Source organism: Gordonia sp. J1A (assembly GCF_055393515.1).
In genome coordinates this window covers 3,901,281-3,923,981 of sequence record NZ_AP041607.1, presented here as the reverse complement: position 1 = coordinate 3,923,981, position 22,701 = coordinate 3,901,281, and the positions used below count along the sequence as shown (strand labels likewise).

General features: G+C 68.6%; 22 protein-coding genes. 5 read left to right on the top strand and 17 right to left on the bottom strand.

From position 1 onward, the window contains the following. Positions 1 to 155: 155 nt before the first annotated feature. Together ACZ5QD_RS18345 and ACZ5QD_RS18340 are read left to right on the top strand one after the other, a co-directional pair. Positions 156 to 1,655 (top strand): aldehyde dehydrogenase family protein, encoded by a 1,500-nt coding sequence (locus ACZ5QD_RS18345; RefSeq protein WP_006894464.1) that lies wholly within the window; start codon positions 156 to 158, stop codon positions 1,653 to 1,655. Positions 1,656 to 1,823: 168 nt separating this feature from the next. Further along, the gene (locus ACZ5QD_RS18340; protein WP_222111188.1) at positions 1,824 to 2,936 is read left to right on the top strand and encodes an NDMA-dependent alcohol dehydrogenase; all 1,113 of its coding nucleotides are present in this window, start codon (positions 1,824 to 1,826) and stop codon (positions 2,934 to 2,936) included. A 100-nt stretch (positions 2,937 to 3,036) separates the two neighbouring features. On the opposite strand, the gene ACZ5QD_RS18335 is transcribed toward ACZ5QD_RS18340, so the two are convergent. Further along, the gene (locus tag ACZ5QD_RS18335) at positions 3,037 to 3,537 is read right to left on the bottom strand and encodes a flavin reductase family protein (RefSeq protein WP_006894462.1); all 501 of its coding nucleotides are present in this window, start codon (positions 3,535 to 3,537) and stop codon (positions 3,037 to 3,039) included. Positions 3,538 to 3,621: 84 nt separating this feature from the next. On the opposite strand from ACZ5QD_RS18335, the gene ACZ5QD_RS18330 reads away from it, so the two are divergent. Together ACZ5QD_RS18330 and ACZ5QD_RS18325 are read left to right on the top strand one after the other, a co-directional pair. After that, positions 3,622 to 3,930 carry a hypothetical protein gene (locus ACZ5QD_RS18330; protein WP_006894461.1) on the top strand — a complete coding sequence of 103 codons (309 nt, stop codon included), beginning with the start codon at positions 3,622 to 3,624 and terminating at the stop codon, positions 3,928 to 3,930. 24 nt (positions 3,931 to 3,954) lie between these two features. Beyond that, positions 3,955 to 4,128 carry a hypothetical protein gene (locus tag ACZ5QD_RS18325; protein ID WP_346074709.1) on the top strand — a complete coding sequence of 58 codons (174 nt, stop codon included), beginning with the start codon at positions 3,955 to 3,957 and terminating at the stop codon, positions 4,126 to 4,128. A gap of 17 nt (positions 4,129 to 4,145) precedes the next feature. Here the strand turns inward: ACZ5QD_RS18325 and ACZ5QD_RS18320 are convergent, their stop codons facing one another. The 8 genes from ACZ5QD_RS18320 to ACZ5QD_RS18285 form a co-directional block, all read right to left on the bottom strand. Next, a complete protein-coding gene (locus tag ACZ5QD_RS18320; protein WP_006894459.1) occupies positions 4,146 to 4,745 on the bottom strand; it encodes a TetR/AcrR family transcriptional regulator in 600 nt (199 codons plus the stop codon). Beyond that, positions 4,745 to 5,536, bottom strand: coding sequence for an enoyl-CoA hydratase family protein (locus ACZ5QD_RS18315; RefSeq protein ID WP_062367394.1), 792 nt, complete (start codon positions 5,534 to 5,536; stop codon positions 4,745 to 4,747). The genes ACZ5QD_RS18320 and ACZ5QD_RS18315 overlap by 1 nt, the downstream gene beginning before the upstream one ends. Positions 5,537 to 5,759: 223 nt before the next feature. Beyond that, the gene (locus ACZ5QD_RS18310; protein WP_006894457.1) at positions 5,760 to 6,917 is read right to left on the bottom strand and encodes an acyl-CoA dehydrogenase family protein; all 1,158 of its coding nucleotides are present in this window, start codon (positions 6,915 to 6,917) and stop codon (positions 5,760 to 5,762) included. A 47-nt stretch (positions 6,918 to 6,964) separates the two neighbouring features. Continuing rightward, positions 6,965 to 8,983: an acetyl/propionyl/methylcrotonyl-CoA carboxylase subunit alpha gene (locus tag ACZ5QD_RS18305; RefSeq protein WP_464366997.1), complete on the bottom strand. Its 2,019-nt coding sequence runs from the start codon at positions 8,981 to 8,983 to the stop codon at positions 6,965 to 6,967. A gap of 11 nt (positions 8,984 to 8,994) precedes the next feature. After that, on the bottom strand, positions 8,995 to 10,596 hold the full coding sequence (locus tag ACZ5QD_RS18300) for an acyl-CoA carboxylase subunit beta (RefSeq protein ID WP_006894455.1): 1,602 nt from the start codon (positions 10,594 to 10,596) through the stop codon (positions 8,995 to 8,997). Then, on the bottom strand, positions 10,593 to 11,753 hold the full coding sequence (locus ACZ5QD_RS18295; RefSeq protein WP_045536648.1) for an acyl-CoA dehydrogenase family protein: 1,161 nt from the start codon (positions 11,751 to 11,753) through the stop codon (positions 10,593 to 10,595). Before ACZ5QD_RS18295 ends, ACZ5QD_RS18300 begins: the two co-directional genes overlap by 4 nt. Before the next feature lie 3 nt (positions 11,754 to 11,756). Then, positions 11,757 to 13,478 (bottom strand): acyclic terpene utilization AtuA family protein, encoded by a 1,722-nt coding sequence (locus tag ACZ5QD_RS18290; RefSeq protein WP_062367421.1) that lies wholly within the window; start codon positions 13,476 to 13,478, stop codon positions 11,757 to 11,759. A gap of 48 nt (positions 13,479 to 13,526) precedes the next feature. Further along, entirely contained in the window at positions 13,527 to 14,315 is a 789-nt protein-coding gene (locus ACZ5QD_RS18285) for a TIGR03084 family metal-binding protein (protein ID WP_062367396.1), read from the bottom strand. A 137-nt stretch (positions 14,316 to 14,452) separates the two neighbouring features. Here ACZ5QD_RS18285 and ACZ5QD_RS18280 point away from each other — a divergent pair, with 137 nt between their 5' ends. Further along, complete coding sequence (locus tag ACZ5QD_RS18280) at positions 14,453 to 15,337, top strand: PaaI family thioesterase (protein ID WP_045536644.1); 885 nt, start codon at positions 14,453 to 14,455, stop codon at positions 15,335 to 15,337. 66 nt (positions 15,338 to 15,403) lie between these two features. On the opposite strand, the gene ACZ5QD_RS18275 is transcribed toward ACZ5QD_RS18280, so the two are convergent. From ACZ5QD_RS18275 to ACZ5QD_RS18240, 8 genes are all read right to left on the bottom strand, one after another. Next, the gene (locus tag ACZ5QD_RS18275) at positions 15,404 to 16,348 is read right to left on the bottom strand and encodes a hypothetical protein (protein WP_045536642.1); all 945 of its coding nucleotides are present in this window, start codon (positions 16,346 to 16,348) and stop codon (positions 15,404 to 15,406) included. Between the two features lie 169 nt (positions 16,349 to 16,517). Further along, positions 16,518 to 17,768, bottom strand: coding sequence for a hypothetical protein (locus ACZ5QD_RS18270; RefSeq protein ID WP_156150426.1), 1,251 nt, complete (start codon positions 17,766 to 17,768; stop codon positions 16,518 to 16,520). After that, on the bottom strand, positions 17,765 to 18,355 hold the full coding sequence (locus ACZ5QD_RS18265; protein ID WP_006894448.1) for a nuclear transport factor 2 family protein: 591 nt from the start codon (positions 18,353 to 18,355) through the stop codon (positions 17,765 to 17,767). Before ACZ5QD_RS18265 ends, ACZ5QD_RS18270 begins: the two co-directional genes overlap by 4 nt. 1 nt (position 18,356) lies before the next feature. Next, positions 18,357 to 18,548: a ferredoxin gene (locus tag ACZ5QD_RS18260; protein ID WP_045536639.1), complete on the bottom strand. Its 192-nt coding sequence runs from the start codon at positions 18,546 to 18,548 to the stop codon at positions 18,357 to 18,359. Further along, entirely contained in the window at positions 18,548 to 19,948 is a 1,401-nt protein-coding gene (locus tag ACZ5QD_RS18255) for a cytochrome P450 (protein ID WP_006894446.1), read from the bottom strand. Before ACZ5QD_RS18255 ends, ACZ5QD_RS18260 begins: the two co-directional genes overlap by 1 nt. Then, positions 19,945 to 20,778, bottom strand: coding sequence for an SDR family oxidoreductase (locus ACZ5QD_RS18250; RefSeq protein ID WP_045536637.1), 834 nt, complete (start codon positions 20,776 to 20,778; stop codon positions 19,945 to 19,947). The genes ACZ5QD_RS18255 and ACZ5QD_RS18250 overlap by 4 nt, the downstream gene beginning before the upstream one ends. After that, positions 20,775 to 22,022 carry a cytochrome P450 gene (locus tag ACZ5QD_RS18245; RefSeq protein ID WP_045536666.1) on the bottom strand — a complete coding sequence of 416 codons (1,248 nt, stop codon included), beginning with the start codon at positions 22,020 to 22,022 and terminating at the stop codon, positions 20,775 to 20,777. Before ACZ5QD_RS18245 ends, ACZ5QD_RS18250 begins: the two co-directional genes overlap by 4 nt. A 34-nt stretch (positions 22,023 to 22,056) precedes the next feature. Continuing rightward, positions 22,057 to 22,653, bottom strand: a complete 597-nt coding sequence (locus ACZ5QD_RS18240; RefSeq protein ID WP_006894443.1) for a TetR/AcrR family transcriptional regulator — start codon at positions 22,651 to 22,653, stop codon at positions 22,057 to 22,059. Positions 22,654 to 22,701: the final 48 nt, after the last annotated feature.

Sequence of the window (22,701 nt, the reverse complement as noted above, 5' to 3'; positions counted from 1 at the left end):
CGGCGCGTACCCGGTCCGTGTACAGGCCGTGTCCACCGGCACTGTTCAGTTTCTGCACACGGCGGGCTCGCGGCGGCATGTGACAAATGAGGGGCACTCATTCAGTGGCGCGCATCACGCGGTGCGCGACGTGCCCATCTCGTCAGGAGGCTTCCATGACCGCCACCCTCAATTCGGCCCTTCATCCGGCCGTAGCCGATTTCGTGTCCCGCGACCGCCAGTTGCTGATCGGCGGCCAGTGGGTCGACGCGGCGTCGGGCCGCACTTTCGCGACCCACGACCCGGCCACCGGCGAGGTGATCACCCGGGTGGCGCACGGTGAGGCGGCCGACGTCGATCGCGCCGTGGCCGCGGCGCGCGCCGCATACGAGGGCCCGTGGGGCCGGATGAAGCCGAACGAACGGGAACGCCTGATCTGGCGGGTCGGCGACATCCTCTCCGAGCGAGCCGAGATCTTCGGGCAGCTGGAGGCGCTCGACAACGGCAAGTCGGTCACCATCGCGACAGCGGTCGACGTCTCCTGGTCGGCGGACGTGTGGCGTTACAACGCCGGGCTCGCCACCAAGATCAAGGGCTCGTCGATCACCCCGTCGATGCCGTTCGCCGGTCCGGACGCCCAGTTCCACGCCTACACCCGACGTGAGTCGCTGGGCGTGTGCGGCCAGATCGTCCCGTGGAACTTCCCCATCCTGATGGCCACGTGGAAGCTCGCTCCGGCGCTCGCTGCCGGAAACACCGTGGTCCTCAAGCCTGCCGAGCAGACGCCCCTGAGTGCGCTGATGCTGGGCGAGGTCTTCGAGGAGGCCGGCTTCCCGCCCGGCGTGGTCAACATCGTCACCGGATTCGGCGACGCAGGCGCCGCGCTGTCGGCTCACCTCGACGTCGACAAGGTCGCCTTCACCGGGTCTACCGAAGTCGGTAAGAAGATCGTCCAGGCCGCGACCGGCAATCTCAAGAAGGTGTCGCTGGAACTCGGCGGCAAGAGCCCCAACATCGTCTTCGCCGACGCGGACATCGAGTCGGCCGTCGCCGGTTCGGTCGCGGCGTGGATGTTCAACCACGGTCAGTGCTGCGTCGCGGGCACCCGGTTGTTCGTGCAGCGCAGCATCTTCGACGAGTTCACGCAGGCTGTCGCCGACGCCGCGTCGCAGGCCAAGATCGGCCCCGGTCTCGATCCGACCACCGAACTCGGACCGCTCGTCTCGCAGGAGCAGTTCGATCGGGTCAACAGCTACATCCAGCAGGGCCTGGCAGACGGGGCACGCGCTCTCACCGGCGGCGGCCGCTGGGGCGACAAGGGCTACTTCATCGAACCGACCGTCTTCGTGGACGTGAAGCCGGAATTCTCGATCGTGGAGGAGGAGATCTTCGGCCCCGTCGTCGCCGCCCTGCCGTTCGACGACGAGGACGACGTCGCCCGTGCTGCCAACGACTCGATCTACGGACTCGCCGCGGGAATCTGGACCAAGGACATCTCGAAGGCGCACCGCACCGCCGCGGCGGTGAAGGCCGGATCGGTGTGGGTCAACCAGTACAACGGCTTCGACACCGCCCTCCCCTTCGGCGGTTTCAAGCAGTCCGGCTGGGGCCGCGAACTGGGCGACTCCGCCCTGGACCTCTACACCCAGACCAAGTCCGTCAACATCGCCCTCTGACTCGCGCGGGGCGTACCCGCCCAGGCCCTCCCTCCGCCCGCTGGTTGAGCGACTCCCCTCCGCCCGCCAGTTGAGCGAGTCCCCCACAGGCCAGTTGAGCGAGCGCAGCGAGTCGAAACCAACAACCCACTCACCAACCCCACCCCACCAACCCTTAAGGAACCCACCATGAAGACCAAAGCCGCCGTACTCCTCGAGCCCGGCAAACCCTTCGAGATCATGGAACTCGACCTGGACGGCCCGGGCGCGGGCGAGGTGCTGATCAAGTACACCGCCGCCGGCCTGTGCCACTCCGATCTGCACCTCACCGACGGCGACCTTCCGCCGCGCTACCCCATCGTCGGCGGTCACGAGGGCTCGGGCATCATCCAGGAGGTCGGACCGGGCGTGACCAAGGTGAAGCCCGGCGACCACGTGGTGTGCAGCTTCATCCCCAACTGCGGTACGTGCCGCTACTGTTCCACCGGCAGGCAGAACCTGTGCGACATGGGCGCGACGATCCTCGAGGGATCGATGCCCGACGGCACGTTCCGCTTCCACGGCGACGGCCAGGACTTCGGCGCCATGTGCATGCTCGGCACGTTCTCCGAGTACGCGACCATCTCGCAGCACTCGGTCGTCAAGGTCGACGAGTGGCTCCCGCTGGAGACCGCGGTCCTCGTCGGCTGCGGCGTCCCCTCCGGTTGGGGCACAGCGGTCAACGCGGGCAATCTGCGCGCGGGCGACACCGCCGTCATCTACGGCATCGGCGGCCTCGGCATCAATGCGGTTCAGGGCGCGGTCAGCGCGGGCTGCAAGTACGTGGTCGTCGTCGACCCGGTGGAGATGAAGCGCACCGAGGCGCTGAAGTTCGGCGCCACGCACGCCTTCGCGACGGCCGAGGAGGCGCAGGAGAAGGTGACCGAGCTGACCTGGGGCAAGGGCGCCGACGCCGCCCTCATCCTGGTCGGTACCGTCGACGTCCCGGTGGTCCAGGCGGCCACCGCCGTCATCGGCAAGGGCGGCAAGGTGGTCATCACCGGTCTGGCCGACCCCGCCAAGCTCACCGTCCAGGTCTCCGGTGCGGATCTGACGCTGAACCAGAAGACGATCATGGGCACGCTCTTCGGTTCGATGAATCCGCAGTACGACATCGTGAAGCTGCTGCGCCTGTACGACGCCGGTCAGCTGAAGCTCGACGAGCTGGTGACCCAGCGTTACTCACTGGAGGACGTCAATCAGGGCTACCAGGATCTGCGCGACGGGAAGAACATCCGCGGCGTGATCATGCACGAGTCGTAGGCCTCGTCCCCCCGAACTCCGCGGGCTCATCGGTGATCGACACCGGTGGGCCCGCGGTTTCCATTCGCCGGTCGCGAGGAGGATGTCCTCCCGCCGTGCGTCAGGCCGGGTGCCCCGGTTCGAGGTCGTCGACGTCGGCCAGTCCCGCCAAGCCTCCGCGCCCGCCGGCCGACCCGCCGCCGGCGACCGGAGCGAGGACGTGGCACGTGTGGTCGCCGACGTCGTGCCGAGCCAGCACTCGGCCGACGAACCAGGCCTCGGCGTCGGACAGGATCGGCACGCCGTGCGGTCCCGGAACCCATCGACAGCGCTCGAACTTGTCGACCTCGTCGCCGGTCTCTCCGCCGAACAGTCGCGCCAGATCCAGGTGCTCGCGGGAGACCACGTGCACACCGAGGTGACCGGCCGCCGCAGCGATGGGATAGGTGTGGTTCTGCCGTGAGATCCCGGCCACGAACCGCTCCGGTTCAATGCTCATCTGCGCGGCGAAACCCACCAGGCAACCCGCTCGGCGACCGTCGGCGGCTGCCGTCACCAGGTAGACGGATGAGTCGATCGAGGCCATCATCGCTTCGAAACCGCGCACCGGACCGTCGTCCATGCCCGCCCCTTCTGCTCGCGCGTGGCCGTTACCCGGCCACCACGACCGACCCTACGCCGCGGCGGGCCCGACTACGCTCTGTGCATGTCTGGCACCCGCGCGCAGCCGACCCGAGAGGAACAGGCTGCGGTTCTGAAGGAGTCCATCTATCTCGTCTTCGCGACGCTCTCGGTGACGCTGGCGATCCGAGCGCACGGGGACGTGAGCGCCCCCGCCGCGCTGGCCACCCTCGCCGTGACGCTCGGAGGCACGGTGCTCGCCGTCTTCACCGCAGACGTCCTCGCTCACACGGTGGTCCACGGCGTGATGATGAGCCGTCACGAGTTCGCGCACGCCGTGCGGACGAGTTTCGGCGCACTGTCGTCGGTGACGCTGCCCTTTGTGTTCCTCTGAGTCAGCCTGATCACCGGCTGGGACGTGAACGCGGCGCTGCTCGCGTCGACGATCGCCCTCGCCATCGCCCTGGTCCTGATCTGCGCGAGGGCCGTACATCGGGTGGGCCTCAGCTGGAAGCAGCAGGTGGTGATGCTGACGATCGAAGCCGCGCTGGCACTGGCAGTGATCGCCCTGCAGGTGATGGCGCACTCCTGACCCGCGCCCCGACGCGATCAGTCCAGAGCCGCGGTCAGCTGCTCCACCCACGCCGCCTGGACCCCGGCGCGTCTGCGCGAATCGTCGGTCAGCGTGTCGGCCAGGCCGAAGCCGCGGGCGAGGTCGAGGGTGATCTGCGCCAGGCGGTAGGCCTGCGGGCGGGTCCCGTCGGGGTCGAGTCCGGAGACGACGAAGGCGTGGGCCGCTCGGCCCATCTTGGCCTCCAGCGGACGGATCACGTCGGCGAGGGCGGGATCGGACGCCGCGGCGGCCCACACCTGAAGCGCGGCCTTGAACGACGTTCCCGTATAGATCGAGACGGCCTGCTCCACCACCGCGGCGATCCGGCCCGGGCCCGACGGGATGCTCTCCAGTGAGTGTCCGACGTCCTCGGTCATGTCGTCGTACATCTGCTCGATGACCGCGGTGAACAACGCCTCCCTCGTCGGAAAGTGATGTTGCGCCGCGCCTCGTGAGACACCGGCCTCCTCCGCGACCTTCGCGACCGTCGTCGCGGCCCAGCCACGGGTCGCGAGCAAGTCGACAGTCGACGCCAGCAGCCGCTCCCGAGTGGCTCGGGACCGGTCCTGCTGCGGTTCACGGAGTGGCGCGTTCATCAGCGGCTAGTGTCCCACTCCGGTCGACGCTTGCTGAGGAAGGCCGTCATTCCCTCCCGCGCCTCGTCGGACGCGAACAGTCGCATCGACTCCTCGGCGCGCGCCTGCGCCTGCACGTCGAAGCCGTCGAGCAGCGCCGCGGTGGTCAGCTTCTTGCTCACCGACAGTCCTTGCGGGGACGCCTTGCGGATGCCTTCCAGCACACTGTCGAGTTCAGCGGCGAGGTCGTCGTCCGTGGCGCAGGCGGCGGTCACCAAGCCGATCCCGGCCGCGGTGTCGGCGCCGAACTTCTCTCCGGTCAGGAAGTATCGGCCGGCTGCCCGGGCGGACATCTTGGCCAGCAACGGGATCGAGATGATCGAGGCCGCAAGGCCGAGCCTGGACTCGGTGAGAGCGAAGGTGGCGGCCGGTCCGGCGAGCGCGATGTCGGCCGCGCCGACCAACCCCAGTCCACCGGCACGGACGTGTCCGTCGGCGACGACGATCACCGGCTTGTCGAGTTCGAGGACGGTGCGGATCAGTCCGACCATCGCACGACCGCCCTCGGCGGTCGCCTCCTCGGGGCTCAGACCGCGCTTGAGCGCCTCCCCCAGATCCGCGCCCGCACAGAACGTCCCGCCGGTGTGCGTCAGCACGACCGCCCGAATCTCCTCGTCGGTCGCGGCATCGAACGCCGTCTGCAGCTGCGCGACGAGCGCCGAGCTGAGCGCATTGCGGTTGGCGGGTGAGTCGAGCGTGACGGTGAGGACGGACGCGTCTACGGCGGTGTGGACGAGGATGTCGTCGGTCATGGTTCTCCTTCTGAAGGTCGATGAGGAAGGCCCGTACTCGGCTGGTCGCAACTACCGGATTGTCGATTCTCCGCGAACGAAGCGAGTCGGGCGTATCGAGACCGCGCAGGTCAACGGCCTCGATACGCTCCTCACTCTGTTCCTCGCTACTCGACGAACCTGAAAGGGCGAGAGCCGCAGTCGAAACCCCGCGACGTCCGCTGGAAAGGGCGGCGAAACGGGATCAGTACGACTTCGGCAGTCCCAGGCTCGTCTGCGCGACGAAGTTCAGGATCATCTCGCGGCTCACCGGAGCGATGCGCGTCAGGCGCGACAGCGGGAGCAGCGCGGCCAGACCGTATTCGACGGTGAGACCGTTGCCGCCCAGGGTCTGGATGGCCTGGTCGACGATCTTGGCGGTGGCCTCGCCCGCCGCGTACTTCGCCATGTTGGCGGGGACCGCGGCGCCCCAGTCGTCGCCCGCGTCGTACAGGGTGGCGGCCTTCTGCATCATCAGCTTGGCCATCTCGAGCTCGATCTTGCCCTGCGCGAGAGGATGAGCGATCGCCTGGTGCGCCCCGATCGGCGTCTTCCAGACGGTCCGATCGTTCGCGTACTCGACGGCGCGGTCGAGCGCGTAGCGGCCCATGCCGATCGCCGACGCGGAGGCCATGATCCGCTCCGGATTGAGACCGGCGAAGAGCTGACTCAGCGCGGCGTCCTCGGATCCCACCAGCGCGTCGGACGGGAGCCGGACGTCGTCGAGGAAGAGGGTGAACTGCTTCTCCGGGTTCAGCATCTCCATGTCGATGATCTGATGCTCGAAGCCCGGTGTGTCGGTGGGCACGATGAACAGCGCGGGCTTGAGCCTGCCGGTCTTGGCATCCTCGGTCCGCGCCACGATGAGCACCGCCTGCGCTTGGTCGACGCCGGAGATGAAGACCTTGCGGCCGTTGAGGATCCAGTCGTCGCCGTCACGGCGAGCGGTGGTCGTGATCTGATGCGAGTTCGATCCGGCGTCGGGTTCGGTGATGCCGAAGGCCATGGTGATCGAGCCGTCGGCGAGGCCCGGGATCCACCGCTGCTTCTGGTCGTCGGTTCCGAAGCGGGCGATGATGTTGCCGCAGATGGCCGGCGAGACGACCATCATGAGCAGCCCGCTGCCGCCGGCGGCGAGTTCCTCCATCACGATCGCGAGCTCGTACATTCCGGCGCCACCGCCGCCGTACTGCTCCGGCAGGTTGACGCCGATGAAGCCGAGTTCGCCGGCCTCCTGCCACAGTTCGTCGGTCTTGCGTCCCTGTCGGGCGCAGTCGCTGAAGTACTGCTGGCCGTACTTCTTCACCAGCGCGGCCACGGCCTCGCGCAGCGCTGTCTGCTCTTCGGTCTCGATGAAACTCATTGGGGCTCCTGGAGTTCGGTTGGAGATAGGTCTGGTCCCGCGAGGGCTCACTCCGCGGAAGGTTCCTCTTCGGTGATCACGGCGAGCACATCGCCCACCGAGAGCTGCCGTCCCGGCTCCACCGCGAGGACGGACACCACGCCGTCGGCGGGTGCTTTGATGGTGTGCTCCATCTTCATCGCTTCGAGCCACAGCAGCGGCTGTCCGGCCGTCACGCGATCGCCTTCGGCCACCGCCACCCGGATCACCGAACCGGGCATCGGCGCCAGCAGCGAACCGGGCCGTTCCACGGACGCCGGGTCGACGAACCGCGGTGCGCGGGTCAGTGTCACCGATGCGCCCGGCCAGTCGACGAACACCCGGTCGCCGACCGCGCTCACCTCGTAGCGGCGCACCACGCCGCCGCGCGAGAGCACCACCTCGGTGGGCTCGACGGACTCCACGGTCGCATCGTCCAGATCGGGCAGTTCGGCTCGCCCGTCGCGCCCGAAGCGATACCGCGCCACGATCTCGGTCCCATCGGCGGCGAGGTAGGTCTTGCGCTGGTAGTCGGAGGCGATGTTGCGCCAGCCCGACGGCGCCGCCGGGACCGCACGGGCGTCGGCGCGGTTGCGCGCCGACTGCGCCAGCGCCGCGACGGTCGCCGCCACCACGTCCACGCCGTCGCCGGCGAGCGGCCGCGACAACTCGGCGATCCGCTCGTCGCTGAGGTAGCCGGTGTCGGTCGCGCCGGCGAGGAAGTCGGCCTCGCGCAAGGTGTTCACGAGCATGTCGCGGTTGGTGACGACACCGTGGATGCGCGCGTCCGAGAGGGCACGGGCCAGCACGGCCGCCGCCTGGTCGCGGTCGGGAGCCCAGGAGATCACCTTGGCGAGCATCGGATCGTAGAAGGTCGAGATCTCGCTGCCGTCGGTGATTCCCGAGTCCACGCGGACCCCGGGCCGCTCCAGCAGCCCGAACCGGGTGGCGGCGGGGAGGTCGATGCGCGCGACGGTGCCCGACTGCGGCTGCCAGTCGTGCGCGGGATCCTCGGCGTAGAGCCGCACCTCGATCGCGTGGCCGACGCCGCCCGCCGGAGCGGTCGCCGGAATCTGTCCCAGCGGCTCGCCCCGGGCCACGCGCAGCTGCCACTCCACGAGGTCGACGGCGGTGGTCAGCTCGGTGACCGGATGCTCCACCTGCAGTCGCGTGTTGGTCTCCAGGAAGAAGAACTTGCCGGTCTCGTCGGCGAGGAACTCGACGGTGCCCGCGCCTCGGTAGCCGATCGACTCGACCGCCTTGCGTGCGGCCGCGAAGAGCTTGTCGCGCATGTCGGCACCGATCCGCTCCACGAGCGGTGCCGGAGCCTCTTCGACCACCTTCTGATGCCGGCGCTGGATCGAGCATTCCCGCTCGCCGACCGCCCAGATCTGGCCGTGGTCGTCGGCCATCACCTGGACCTCGATGTGGTGGCCGCGCTCGATGTACGGCTCGCAGAACACGGTCGGATCGCCGAACGCCGACTCCGCTTCGCGCCGGGCCGCGGCGACGGCGTCGCTCAACTCGCCCAGTTCGCGGACGATCCGCATGCCGCGTCCGCCGCCGCCCGCGGAGGCTTTGATCAGCAGCGGAAGATCATCGGCGGTGACCGATTCGGGATCGATGTCCTTGAGCACCGGCACACCGGCGCCCTCCATCAGCGCCTTCGCGTTCACCTTGGAGCCCATCGCGGTGATCGCGGCGGGCGGCGGACCGATCCACGTCAGTCCGGCGTCGATCACGGCTTGCGCGAACTCGGCGTTCTCCGAGAGGAATCCGTACCCGGGATGGATCGCGTCCGCGCCCGCCGCCTGTGCGGCGGCGATGATCTTCTCACCGCGCAGGTACGTCTCGGCCGAGGTGGAACCCGGCAGTCGGACCGCGGCGTCGGCGGCCCGCACATGCGGGGCGTCGGCGTCCGGATCGGAGTACACCGCGACGGTGCGCAGGCCCATCGTGACGCAGGTGGTGAAGACCCGGCACGCGATCTCGCCGCGGTTGGCGACGAGCACGCTGGTGATCGGCTTCTGAGAGATGGCTGTAGTCATGTGCAGATTCCTCACATCCGGAAGACGCCGAAGTTGCTGGTGCCCTCGACCGGGGCGGACGCGATGGCCGAGAGCGCCTGGCCGAGCACCGTCCGGGTGTCGCGCGGGTCGATGACGCCGTCGTCGTAGAGCATCCCGGACAGGAACATCGGCACCGACTCGGCCTCGATCTGCGCCTCGATCATGGCGCGCATTCCGGCGTCGGCCTCCTCGTCCACGGTGCCGCCGCGTGCCTCGGTGGCCGCACGGGAGACGATCGAGATGACGCCCGCGAGCTGCGCGGCGCCCATCACCGCACTCTTGGCGCTGGGCCACGCGAACAGGAAGCGGGGGTCGTACGCCCGGCCGCACATGCCATAGTGGCCCGCTCCGTAACTCGCGCCCATCAGGATCGAGATGTGCGGCACCGTCGAGTTCGACACCGCGTTGATCATCATCGAGCCGTGCTTGATGATGCCGCCCTGCTCGTATTCCTTGCCGACCATGTAGCCGGTGGTGTTGTGCAGGAACAGCAGCGGCGTGTTGCTGCGGTTGGCCAGTTGGATGAACTGAGTGGCCTTCTGCGATTCGGCCGAGAACAGCACGCCCTGCGCGTTCGCGAGGATACCGACCGGGTAGCCGTGGATCCGGGCCCAGCCGGTGCACAGCGAGGTGCCGTACTCGGGTTTGAACTCGTCGAAGTCGGAGTCGTCGACGACGCGCGCGATCACCTCGCGCGGGTCGAAGGGGATCTTCAGATCGGGAGGAATGATGCCGAGCAGCTCCTCCGGGCTGTACCGGGGTTCGCGGACCGGCTCGGCGATCGGCTCCGGTCCCTGCTTGCGCCAGTTGAGGCGGGCGACGATCCGCCTGCCGATCCGCACCGCGTCCTGCTCGTCGGCCGCGAGGTAGTCGCCGAGTCCGGAGACGCGGGCGTGCATCTTGGCGCCGCCCAGTTCCTCGTCGTCGCTCTCCTCACCCGTGGCCATCTTGACCAGGGGCGGGCCGCCGAGGAAGACCTTGGAACGGTCCTCGATCATCACGACGTGATCGCTCATTCCGGGGACGTAGGCACCGCCCGCCGTGGAGTTGCCGAAGACCAGTGCGATGGTCGGGATGCCCGCCGCCGACAGTTGCGTCAGATCGCGGAACATCCGTCCGCCGGGGACGAAGACCTCTTTCTGCGTCGGGAGGTCGGCACCGCCGGACTCCACGAGCGAGATGACCGGGAGCCGGTTCTGCCGGGCGATGTCGTTGCACCGGAGGATCTTCCGCAGCGTCCACGGGTTAGAGGTGCCGCCCTTGACCGTCGGATCGTTGGCGACGATCAGGCATTCGGTGCCTTCGACGACGCCGATGCCGACCACCACCGAGGCGCCCACAGTGAACTGCGAGCCGTACGCCGCGAGCGGGCAGAGTTCCAGGAAAGGCGAATCCTCGTCGACCAGCAGCTCGATTCGCTCGCGCGCGGTCATCTTCCCGCGTTTGCGGTGCCGCTCGACGTACTTCTCGCCGCCGCCGGCGCGGACTTTGCGGAACTCCAATTCGAGTTCGGCCAGTTTGGCGTTCATCGCCTCGACGTTGGCCGCGAACTCCGCCGACGAGGTGTCGATCTTGCTCCTCAGAACCGTCATGCCTGGTACCCCAATCGCTTCGCCGCCAGTCCGGTCAGGATCTCGTTGGTGCCGCCGCCGATGCCGATGATGCGCATGTCGCGGTACTGGCGTTCCACCTCCGACTCCCGCATGTAACCCATTCCGCCGTGCAGTTGGACCGCCTTGTTCGCCACCCACTCGCCCGCCTCGACAGCGGTGTTCTTCGCGAAGCAGATCTCGGCGATGAGGTCGTCGCCCGACGACACCTTCCGTTCGACGACCGCCCGGGTGTAGGTCCGCGCCACGTCGATCCGGCGTGCCATCTCCGTGACCGTGTCCTGCACGGACTGCCGGGAGATGAGCGGCTTGCCGAAGGTCTCCCGGTTCCGCACCCAGTCGAGGGTCAGGTCCAGGCACCGCTGCGCGCTCGCGTACGCCTGGGCCGCCAGCGAGGCGCGCTCGGTGACGAAGGCCTGCGCGATCTGCGCGAAGCCGGAGTTCTCGGCACCGACGAGGTTCGCGGCCGGCACGCGGACGTCGGTGAACGACAGTTCCGCGGTGTCGGAACTGAGCCAGCCCATCTTGTCGAGCTTGCGCGCCACCTCGAATCCCGGCGTGCCCTTCTCGATCACCAGCAGCGAGACTCCCGCGGCGCCGGGCCCTCCGGTCCGGACCGCCGCGACGACGAAGTCGGCACGCACCGCCGAGGTGATGAATGTCTTGGAGCCGTTCACCACGTAGTGGTCCCCGTCGCGCACGGCGCTGGTGCGCAGGTGGCCGACGTCGCTGCCGCCACCGGGTTCGGTGATCGCGAGGCTGCCGATCTTCTCGCCCGCCAGGGTCGGCCGGACCCACTTGTCGATCTGGGCCGGGTCGTTCGCGGCGATCAGATGCGGCAGAGCGATGCCGTGGGTGAACAGCGAGGCGAAGACGCCGCCCGCGACGCCCTGACAGTGCAGTTCCTCCACCAGGATCATCGAGTCGATCAGGTCGCCGCCGCTGCCGCCGATCTCCTCCGGCACGCCGAGACCGAACAGTCCCAGTTCGGCCGCGGCCAGGTGGGTCTCGCGCGGAATCAGTCCCTCGCGCTCCCACTCGTCCTGATACGGCAGAATGTGCCGCTTGGCGAAACCGGCGATACTCGCGCGGAGTTCACGCCGTTCCGGTGAATCCCAGATGTCACTGGCGATGGGCACGGATCAGTTCCCTTCTGTCTTGCTGAAACGGGTCGGGATCGGTACCACGCGCGAGCGCAGCCACTCTCCCAGCCCCTTGGCCTGCGGATCGAAGCGGACGTTCTCGGCGACGCCGCGCCCGAGCACCTGCTCGATCACGAAGTTGACGGCCCGCAGATTCGGAAGCGGGTACCGATGCACGGTCAGGTCCGCGACCTCCGGCAGCAGTTCCTTGAGCTTGGCGACGCTGAGCGTCTCGTCGAGCCATGCGTACTCGTCGTCGGTCCGGGCCCAGAGCCCGATGTTGGCGCTGCCGCCCTTGTCCCCCGATCGGGCACCGGCCACGGTGCCGAGCGGAAGGTCGACGGTCTCGCCCCAGTCGGTCGACGACGCCGCCGCCGGGACGCTCTCGTCGACGATCGGTTCCGCGCGAAGGGGCGACGGATCGATTCGCACGGTGACCCCGTCGGGCTGGTTCACCTGGTGGGGAACCAGCGCGGCGTCGACGTAGCCGGGCTCGAAGACGCCGTAGGGCGAACCGTTGCCGGGAGGTGCGGTGAGAGTGAAACCCGGGTAGCTCGCGAGCGCGAGTTCGACTGCCGCACCGGTGAACTGCCGTCCGGCCTTCTTGGGGTCGGTGTCGCGGGCCACGCAGCGCAGCATCGCGCTGGCCTGCTCCTCGGTGTCGGCGTCGGGACGGTCGAGGCGGACCAGCTCCCAGGTGAGTTCGGCGGGACGCTGCCCGAGCGCGGCCTCGAACTGCTTCTGGAACAGCTCGGCCTTGGCCTCGATGTCGAGGCCGGTGAGCACCACCTCGAACTCGTTGCGGATGCCGCCCAGGTGATTGAGCGAGACCTTAAGGTCCTTCGGCGGCGCCTCTCCCCGCACCCCGCTCACCCGCACGCGGTCGGTGCTCTCCTGCGCGAGTTCGACGGTGTCGATCCGCGCGGTCGCGTCGGGGTTGTAGTACCGCGGCCCGCCGATCTCGTAGAGCAGTTGCGCCGTGACCGTTCCGACCTGCACCGCGCCGCCCGTGCCCTCGTGTTTGGTGATGACCGAACTGCCGTCGGCGTGCACCTCGGCGATGGGGAAGCCGAGCCGCGTCATGTCCGGGATCTCGGTGAAGAACGAATAGTTGCCGCCGGTGGCCTGGGCGCTGCACTCGATGATGTGCCCGGCCACCACCGCACCCGCGAGCTGATCGAGGTCTTCGTAGCCCCAGCCGAAGACCGACGCCGCCGACCCGACCACCAGCGAGGCGTCGGTGACACGGCCGGTGACGACGATGTCGGCGCCCGCGTCGAGCGCTGTCTTGATACCGAATCCGCCGAGGTAGGCGTTGGCCGTGATCGGTGATCCCAGCCCGAGTTCACCCGCCCGCCCGACGATGTCGTCACCGTTGACGAAGGCGACCCGGCGATCCACGTCGAGGCGGTCGACCAGTTCCCTGAGCGCCACCGCGAGGCCGTGCGGGTTGAGTCCGCCGGCGTTGACGACCACCTTGACGTCCTTCTCGGCGACGAGGTGCAGGTTCTCCTCCATCTGCCGCAGGAAGGTCTTCGCGTAACCGAGGTCGGGGTTCTTCATGCGGTCACGGCCGAGGATCAGCATGGTGAGTTCGGCGAGGTAGTCGCCGGTGATGAAGTCGAGATCGCCGCCTTCGAGCATCTCGCGGACCGCGCTGAAGCGGTCGCCGTAGAAGCCGGAGACGTTGCCGATCCGGACCGGACGCGATGCGTCGGACATCATTCCTCCTGGTGTTTCACGCGTGTGGGGTGCGGGTGCGGCCGGCGCTCAGGACCTCTGGGGCGCTCGGCCGGCGCCGGGAGGTCCGGCGAAGGCCTGGGCTATCCGCGACCACGCGGCGGCCTCGTCGCCGATGAACTCGAGGTTCAGATCGTCGAGGTGCCGTCGCTGAGTCACGAGTTCGCAGAAGTCCACCGCCGGGCCGCGGACGATGTCGGTCGCGTCTTCCGGTCCCCACGTCCACAGCCGGCCCGAGGGCGCGGTGATCTCGTAGCGGAACGGTTCGGCCGGGGCGTCGAGCCCGTTGACCAGGTACGCGAAATCGCGGGTTCGGACCCCGAGGTGCACCACGTTCTTGATGCGGTCGCCCTCGGGACGCTTCACACCGAGCGCGTCGGCGACGTCGAGACCGTGTGCCCAGGTCTCCATCATCCGCGCGGTCGCCATCGACGCCGCGGACATCGGCGGACCGAACCACGTGAGCTTGGTGCCCTCCGGGACCGCGACCAACGCACCGCCGAGCCGGTCGCGCGTCTTGCGCCAGTCGGCCAGGAGTTCGGCGGGCGGCCTGGCCGCCTCGGTCTCCGCTGCCGCGTCCACGAAGCCCGACGGGTCGCCCATCGCCTGCTCGACGAGGTCGCCGAACCCCGCGGGATCGGTGATCGACAGCAGGGACACGCGGTCGGTCCAGTGCAGGTGACCGATCTGGTGCGCCACCGTCCACCCCTGGGCCGGCGTCGGGGTGGCCCACTGTTCGTCGGAGAGCTCCGCGACGAGGCCGTCGAGGGATTCCGATTCCGCCTGCAATGCCTGAACGAGTTCATCGACGATCGCCATGCGCCCAGCGTCACACGGATCGGCAAACAAATCAAGCGTGAATGATTGTTTCTCTTCCGGACCCCGCGCGAGTGGCACCGGTCTCATCCGAGTCCGCGAGTTTCGCCCCGCGCGCTGTCCCCTGATAGGACGGACCCATGACGAGTCACGCCCCGCCGATCGCCGACCCGTTCACCACGTTCGCCATCGGCCGGGACACCGACGTCGACGCACCGGTGTTGGTCCAGAAGCTCGGCAGCGGCGTCACCGATCACCGCGGCCTCATCGAACTGCCGGCTCTCACGGTGCTCTTCGACGACGTCGGTGGCGTCCCCTTCTACCGGCTCGACGCCGCGTCGTCGTCGATGCAGGCACGGCTCACGATGTCGATGGTGCGGCGTCCCGCGCCCCACGACGTGCTCCGCGCGAGCGCCGACCTCCGCATGCACGACGACGCGTTCGGCACCACGTCGGTCACCATCGCCGGGTCCGCGGGTGAGACGGTGTGCTTCGGCACCGCCCGCAACGTCCGGGTCGGTCGTCCCACCAGCGGCGACCTTCAGTGGCATCCGGAACAGCCCGCACCCGACGGCGTACCCGCGGTCGAGCGGATCGACCCGTCGCTCTCCGGTGCCGAGGTGGTCGCGAAGCTGATCGACGGTTCGCTCCCGATGGGCCCGATCTCAGAGATCCTCGACGGCGGCGTCACGGGAACCGGCGACGACGGCTCCGTCGACGTGCAGTTCACCACCGCGCCGTGGATGCGCAACCTCATGGGCACCATGCACGGCGGAGTGATCGCCGCGATGCTCGCCCAGGCGTGCTCGTTCGGAGCCCAGCGCAATGTCCGCGCCGGCGGCGGCTACCAGCTGATCGACTTCACCTGCGAATTCCACCGGTCGCCCGTCGTCGACGGCCGCCGCGTGCGCATCGACGTCGTGCCGGTCAAGCTCGGGCGCCGTCTCTGCCTCTTCGACGCCCGCATGTACGACGGCGACCGACTCCTCGGACGGGCGACGGCCGACGCGCGCTTCGACGTCTGACGTCGCGCCACTCAGCGACAGATCCCCCGTCCGGGACGGGGGTTTCGTCGCCGAGCCTCGCGTCCGCTATGCCGCGGGGACGATCCCGAACCGCGACAGCTGCCGCCGCAGCAGCGGCACCATCTGCCCGGACGCCAAGTGTTCGGTCGTCCACCGCACCACGTGCAGATCGAGGGCGCGCAGTTCGTCCTCGCGCAGCTTCTCGGCGATCACCACGTCGTCAGCCGACTGATCCGGCTTCCGCATCTCCCGCCGGTACTTTCCGAAACCGTCGAACTCCGCCACCACGGACCCGTCCCAGTCGTAGTCGCAGATCGCCGTCCGGCCGCTCGGCAGACGGTAGCGGGTCTGAAGCTCGGGAACTGGCAGTCCGGCCTCGATCATCTGTGCCCGCCCCCACGACTCGCCGGGGTTGTCCGACCGCCCGTCCGCATGACGCAGCGCCCGACGCGCCCGGGCGACTCCGCGCCGCGGCCGTGTCAGCTCCGCGAGCAGTACGCCGCGATCCGCACCGAGCCGCAGTGCGCTGTCCATGACCGACAGGGCCCGCGGAAAGTCCGGCACCGAGAGCGCCACGTCGACCGCGGTCCGCGAGATCGACGTCACCGCGAGCCCATTGACCTCGACGACCTCGTCGTCGCGCAGTCCCCCGCTGTGTATCACGCGGTGGGGTCGACGGTGACCGCCGTTGCTGCGACCGTTGGTGAGGTGAATGCTCGTGAGATCGGGGCGCAGAGTCCCGAGCCCGAGGACTGCGGCCGCAGACTCGTGGCTGAGCACGTTGCCGCAGTCGCGGGCGGTTCCGACAGCGGCCGCCACGCACCGGAGCCGATAGCGGTCCCGCAGCGCCTGCCCCGGGTCCGGACCGAGCGACTCACGCGTCACGTACACGCCCCGTCCCACCGGTATCAGCGTGTGTCTGCGAACGGCCTCCCGGATCTCGCGTTCGGTGACTCCGGAATCCAGGGCGACGCCGCGCCAGATGAGTCCGTATCGATCTGCAGGCCACATATCTCTTTAGACGCGACCGGGCCCTAGACGGTTCCATCCGCCGTCCACAGCCCGCGATCCGCCATCCGCAGCAGCGCCACTCAGCGACAGATCCCCCGTCCGGGACGGAGGATCTGTCGCCGAGCCTCGCGTCTACCCGAGGCACACGTCCACAGGCGCGCCCCTCTCCTCACACCACCGAGAGCGGCAGGGGCTTCGACGGACCGCGGTCGGCGAAGGTGAACGACGACCCGGCCGAGAAGCGCACGATGGCGACCTCGTCGCACTCGGGCTGCGGATCGCCGCGGCCGACGGTCACCACGAGTTCGTCGCCGTTCACGGCACTCTCTTCGACGACCCACGTCGGCTCGACCGCCCGCACCGCCGACGCGATCGCACCGAGCCGGCCCGCGGCCAACAGCCGCATCCACGCGCCGTCCTCCACCGCAGGCGAATCCACTCGAATGCGCACGCGAACGCGGTCACCGTCTTCGCGCACCTGCGCGACCACCCCCGTGTACTGCTCGGGGCCGAACACCGGGTGCGCGTTCAAAACGCCGGCGAGCGCCGTCGCGTCGGACCGACCGTCGAACAGCGCGGCCGACAATCGTTCGGCGGTGATCCCCGCGATGCCGATGAGCTGCTTCTCGAGGATCTCGTCCGCGCGCGCAGCATCGGTCCGGCGTCGCACGGATGCCAGGAATCCGATCGCGAGCAATTGGTGCTGCAAGGCCGTCTCCTCCGCGATCCGCACCAGTGCGGAGGTGGAGAACTCGTCGAAGGCCAGGTCCTCGACGAGCGGACCGCGGTAATCGGCGAGACCGTCGCCGGCGGACCCGTCGATCGGGCTGAGGGCGATCGACGCCGCCCGGGTTCGCAGAGTCGGCTCGGTGACCTCCGGCAACGGAAGCTCCTCGCGGTCGGGCTCGATCGTCACCGTCCACTCGCAGTGCGGCGTCCGGCCCGCGGGTACGCGGGGCGGTCGGTGCACCGGACGGATCCGCGCGCGCCGATTGGTCGCTATGGCGGTCGCATCGAATGTCGGATCCTCGATGTCGTGGCACATGGCCGTCACGTACTCGTCGCCCATCGGCTCCACGTCGAGAAGCGCGCCGCAGTGATCGAGCACGAACGAGCCGTGGTACCGATCGACGATCCGGTAGCGGAAGTCCATGAACTGCGGCGGCGCACCGATATCGAGCTGCAGGCATTTGAACATGTCCTCGACCCCGTCGCCCTCGATCCCGAGCGCGGTCCGCATCCGCCCCGTGTACACCGGGCTGGCCGCCATCCACTCCTCGATGGCGACCTGGGTCATGCCCTCGCGGCCGAACGCCGCGATCAGGTGTGCCATCCCGGACCGATCGATCAGCTGGCCCGACAGCAGCGACTCCGGGACCAGAGCCACCAACTGCGCGCGGGTCAGTCCGGCCAGGCTCACGGCAGGTCCCACAGGCCGACGGGCGACTGCCCGAGCGGATACCAACCGGGCAGGTTCCCCGGCGCGGACTTCTCGATGCGCTTGAGCATGCCGTCACTGCAGGCTTGATCGGTCAGCATCTCCAGGAACAGTGCCGAGACGTTCCCGAAGTCGAAGAAGTCGCGCTGCCAGCCGAACTGGAAGTTCCCCGCGTAACGGAACCAGCTCCCGCCGATGCCGTGCACCGCGTAGTGGGAACCGTCGGCTCGAGTGCTGACGTCAATCGGCCCGCTCACTGGGTTCCCGGCGCCGGAGTACACCTGGCGCCACAGCCCGATCATGTCGCCGGTCCGCTCGTCGATCACCCACGCCTGGTACGGATACTCCCAGCCCTCCAGGCCCTCCATCTCCTGGCCGAGCGCGATCTCTCGGATCTCGTCGCGGCCCACGGCCATGAAGTCCTTCTCCGGACCGTAGTTCCAGCCGTAGGTGGCGTCCTCGGTGTAGAAATCCGCGAGCGGGCGCCAGTCGCCCGCCTTCTCGGCTTCGACGTTGGCATCCAGCCAACGCTGCTTCATCTCGTCCAGTTCGGCACGGGGAAAAGCCATGTCATTCCTCCACGATCTTCAGTGCTTGGGTCGGGCAGAACCGAACAGCGGCCTCCACTTCGGCGCGCTGCGATTCGTCAGGGTTCTCGTTCAGGATCGTCACCGCGTCACGGCCCGCCTCGAAGACGTCGGGGGCTTCCAACTCGCACATCCCGTGTCCCTGACACAGATCCAGATCGACGACGACGCGCATCACCGCTCCCGCCGCCGATAGGCGACGCGGCACGGCTGCTGCAACTGCACGACCATCTTGGAATGGTCGTTGCGGTAGCTGTCCGGCTCCTGAACCAGGGAGAACTCATAGTTGCGCAGCAGCACCGAGAAGATCGCCTTCAACTGCATCATCGCGAACTGCGCGCCGACGCAGCGATGCCGTCCGGCACCGAACGGGATCCACGTCCAGCGATTGACCAGATCCTCCTGCCGCGGCTGCTCGTACCGAGCGGGATCGAAGGAGTCCGGGTCCGGAAAGTCCTCCGGCAGCCGGTTCGAGACCGCAGGCGAGACCGCGATCGACTGTCCGGCGCGAACCGTGACCCCGCCGACCTCGAAGTCCTCCTGAACCAGGCGCATCAGGATGATCAGCGGCGGATGCAGTCGCAGCGCCTCCTTGATCGCGCCTTCCAGCTTCGGGATCTGACGCATCGCAGCGAAGCTGTACTCGACGCCGTCCGAGTAGATCCCGTCGAGTTCGCCGACGACCTCGGCGAGATGGTCCGGATGTTTGAGCAGTTCGATCAGCGTCCACGCCGCCGTCCCCGAAGTGGTGTGGTGGCCCGCGAACATCATCGAGATGAAGATGCCGGTCACGGTGTCCGGACTGAACATCTGCGAACCGTCGTCGTTCTTCAGCGACACCAGCACGTCGAGCAGATCCCGGTCGGCGGAGTCGGCCGGCGGGTTCGCGATACGGCGGTCCATCACGCCGCCGATGAACTCCACCAACTCGGCGCGCGCGGCGTCGCGTCGGCGGAAACTCTCGATGTCGGCGTGCATGTCGACGTAGGCGATCGGGTCGGTGCCCTTCTCCAGCTCGTGATAGAGGTGCGCGATGTGGCCCGACAGCTCTTCGCGGAACTTGCGTCCGATCAGGCACGACGACGAGGTGTACAGCGTCAGTTCGGCGAAGAAGTCGAGCAGATCGATTTCGCCGGCGTCGCCCCAGCCGGCGATCATCCGTTCCACCTCGTCGGGGATGGTGACCGCGTGCTGCTTCATGTGCGCCCCCTTGAGCGCCTGATTGTGCAGCATCTCGCTGCGCCGCTCGGGACTGGTGTCGAAGACGACGCCCTCACCGAAGATCGGAGTCATGAAGGGGTACGCGGCGCCCTGATCGAGCACCTCGTCGGGCGCGCGGAAGAACTCTTCGTTCGCGGCCGCACCGCTCACCAGGACCACCTCCCGGTCGGCGAGCTGGAACATCCCGACGTCGCCGTGCTCGGCCCGGACACGCCGGAACAGGCCGATCGGATCGGTGGCGAGCTCGTCGAGGTGTCCGTGCTCGCCCTCTCCGCCGGATACGCGGATCGATGCTGCAGGGTCGGAGGATGCTGCGTGGTCAGAGGGTTCAGTGTGAGATGCGCTCGTGGTCATGCCGGTGCTCCTTCCGAATGCGCGACCGGTTCGGGCTGGGCGGGGGTGGACGATTCCGGCGGTACGAGCTCGCCCTCGGCTTCGACGTCGACCGATCGCATGTGCGCGCCGGGCGGCATCGAGATCATCGCCATGACAGCCGAAGCCAGATTCTCGGGTGTGAGGAAGTTGCCGTGCCGGGCCAGGCCGAACGCGATCCAGTCGTTGAGCATCGCCTCGGTCTGCTTCTGATCGAGATTCATGCCCATGCCCGTGATCGTCTGGCCGGGCCGCACCAGACCGGCGCGCACCCCGGTGCCCTCCAACTCCATGTCGATGGTGGCGACCATGCCCTCGACACCGCATTTGGCGGCGACGTACGCCGACGACCACGGACGCGGGTGGGCGACGACGTCGGAACTGATGAACACGATGTCGCCACGGCGGCGCGCGATCATCGCGGGCGCCACCGCGCGGTAGAGCCGGTACGCGCCGACCAGGTGCACATCGATCTGCGCCGCCCACTCGTCCACCGGCATCTCGTGGGCTCGGCCGATCTGGAGATCGCCGGCACCGGCGACCACCACTTCGAGGGGACCCAGCGCCTCCTGCGCCGCGTCGACCGCGGTCCGGACGGAGTCGTCGTCGGTCACGTCGAGCGCGACGGCGACCGCTTCGCCTCCGTCGGCGACGATCCGTGCGGCAGTCGCGGCACACTTCTCCACACGGCGTGCGCCGAGGGCGACCGGATGGCCGGCCGCGGCGAGGGCCAGGGCGGTGGCCTCGCCGATGCCGGACGAGGCACCGGCGACCAGCACGGGCCGACGTCCGGGATGGGGCTGAAATCTCATCGGGGGACCACTTTCATCGGGAGGGACGCGAAACCGCGGACGTTCACCGAGTGCACGCGTTCGGCGGCGTCGACGTCGACGTCGAAACTCTTGACGGTTCGGGCGATCTCGGCGAGGCCGAGGTCGGCCTCGAGTCGGGCCAGGTGCGCTCCCAGGCAGAAGTGCGTGCCGAGTCCGAACGAGAGGATGGTGCGGCTGCTGTCACGGCCGATGCGGTACTGGTCCGCGTCCGGCCCGAAGACCTCTTCGTCTCGATTCGCCGAACCGATCAGCAGCAGCATCCGATCGCCCGCGGGAATGGTGTAGCCGCCGTATTCGACGTCGTCGACCACGCGCCGCAGCAGCATCTGCGTGGAGGTGTCGAACCGGAGCGTCTCCTGGACCCAGTCCCCGACGACGGCCGCCGGATCGGCGCCCGCGCCGACCGCGTCGAGGATCCCCGCCACCTGCCCTCCGCTGCGATGACCCCAGTAGACGGAATTGGCCAGCAGCTTGGTGGTGGTCTCGTTGCCCGCGACCACCATGAGCATCATGAAGCCGATGATCTCCTGGTCGGTCATCGTGGTGCGCTCGCCCTTCGCCGCGGCCACCCCGTCTCCGACGAGTTCGGCGCCGATCAGCGCGGAGACGAGGTCGTCGCCCGGGCGTCTGCGACGGTCGGCGAGCAGCTCCGCGTAATAGCCGTGCAACTCCAGGTAGGCGCGCACAGCGGCTTCGGGGACATCGGTGACGCCCTCCTCCCGGTGGATCAGCAGATCCGACTGCCGTCGCAGGTATGCGCGGTCGGACGGCCCGACCCCGAGCAGCTCCGAGACCACGTCCATCGGCAACAGTCCGGCGAAGTCGTGGACGAAGTCGAACTCCCCCATCTCCACGCAACGCGCCCAGTGCCGATTCGTCAGCTCGTGGATCCGAGGTGCGAGCTCGCTGACCCGGCGCGGCGTGAATCCCTTCGAGACGAGCTTGCGCAGGCGCAGGTGGCGCGGGTCGTCCATCGCCAGGAAGCTCATCGCGTACTCGGCGTTCTCGTTGTACGAGGTCGGATCCATCGAGACGCCCCAGCTGTTCGACAGCCGCACGTTGTCGCGGAAGGCCTCGGAGACGTCGTCGTGCCGGGCCAGAGCCCAGAAGTCGCCGTCGGTGTTGCGGTACACCGGCGCGTCGCGGCGCAGTCGCGCGTAGGTCGGATACGGGTCCTCGTGAAAGTCGTAGTCGTACGGGTCGAACGGAATCGACTCCTGCATTCCGGTGTCGGTGACGGTCAACGTCTCATTCCCATCAATCGTTGAAGAGCAGTGCGGCGGCCGCGACCAGCCGCTCGGATGTCGCTTCGTAGGTCAGGTGTCCCATGCCGGCGGTGACGAGTCCGCCTGCGTAGAGCATCTGCAGGGCGTCCACCACCCGAGGGGCATCGGGGTGGTCGTCACCGACCGCGGCGGCGAGGCGGTCGTGAATGAACCCGCCGATCCGCCACCGCAGGTGCTCGGAGTCCGGATCACTGCCCAACAGTGCGACGGTGACGGCGCCGCCGAGCTGTCCCTCTCCGGCGACCACGGTCGAGACTCCGCGCAGCACTTGCGCCACGCGCTCGGCCCGGGGCAGGGAGGCGTCCACCTCGGGCACCCCGGCGGCCAGACGCCGCCAGAACACCTCTGCCACCAGGTGACTCTTCGAGCTGAAATACGTGTAGGCGGTGGCCGGCGCCACCCCCGCGCGCTTCGCGACGTCACGTACCGAGAGCGCATCGAAGCCGTCCGCGGCGAGGATCTCGACGGCCGCCTCGGTCATCTTGGTGATCTTCTCGGCCTGCTGCGGGCTCAGGCGCCGCCGGGTGGACTCGGCCGCGACACCGGCGGACTCGACTGGGGTGGACATGTGACGCACGCTACTCTACGGTTGAACCGAAGTCCAGACACCTGTCCA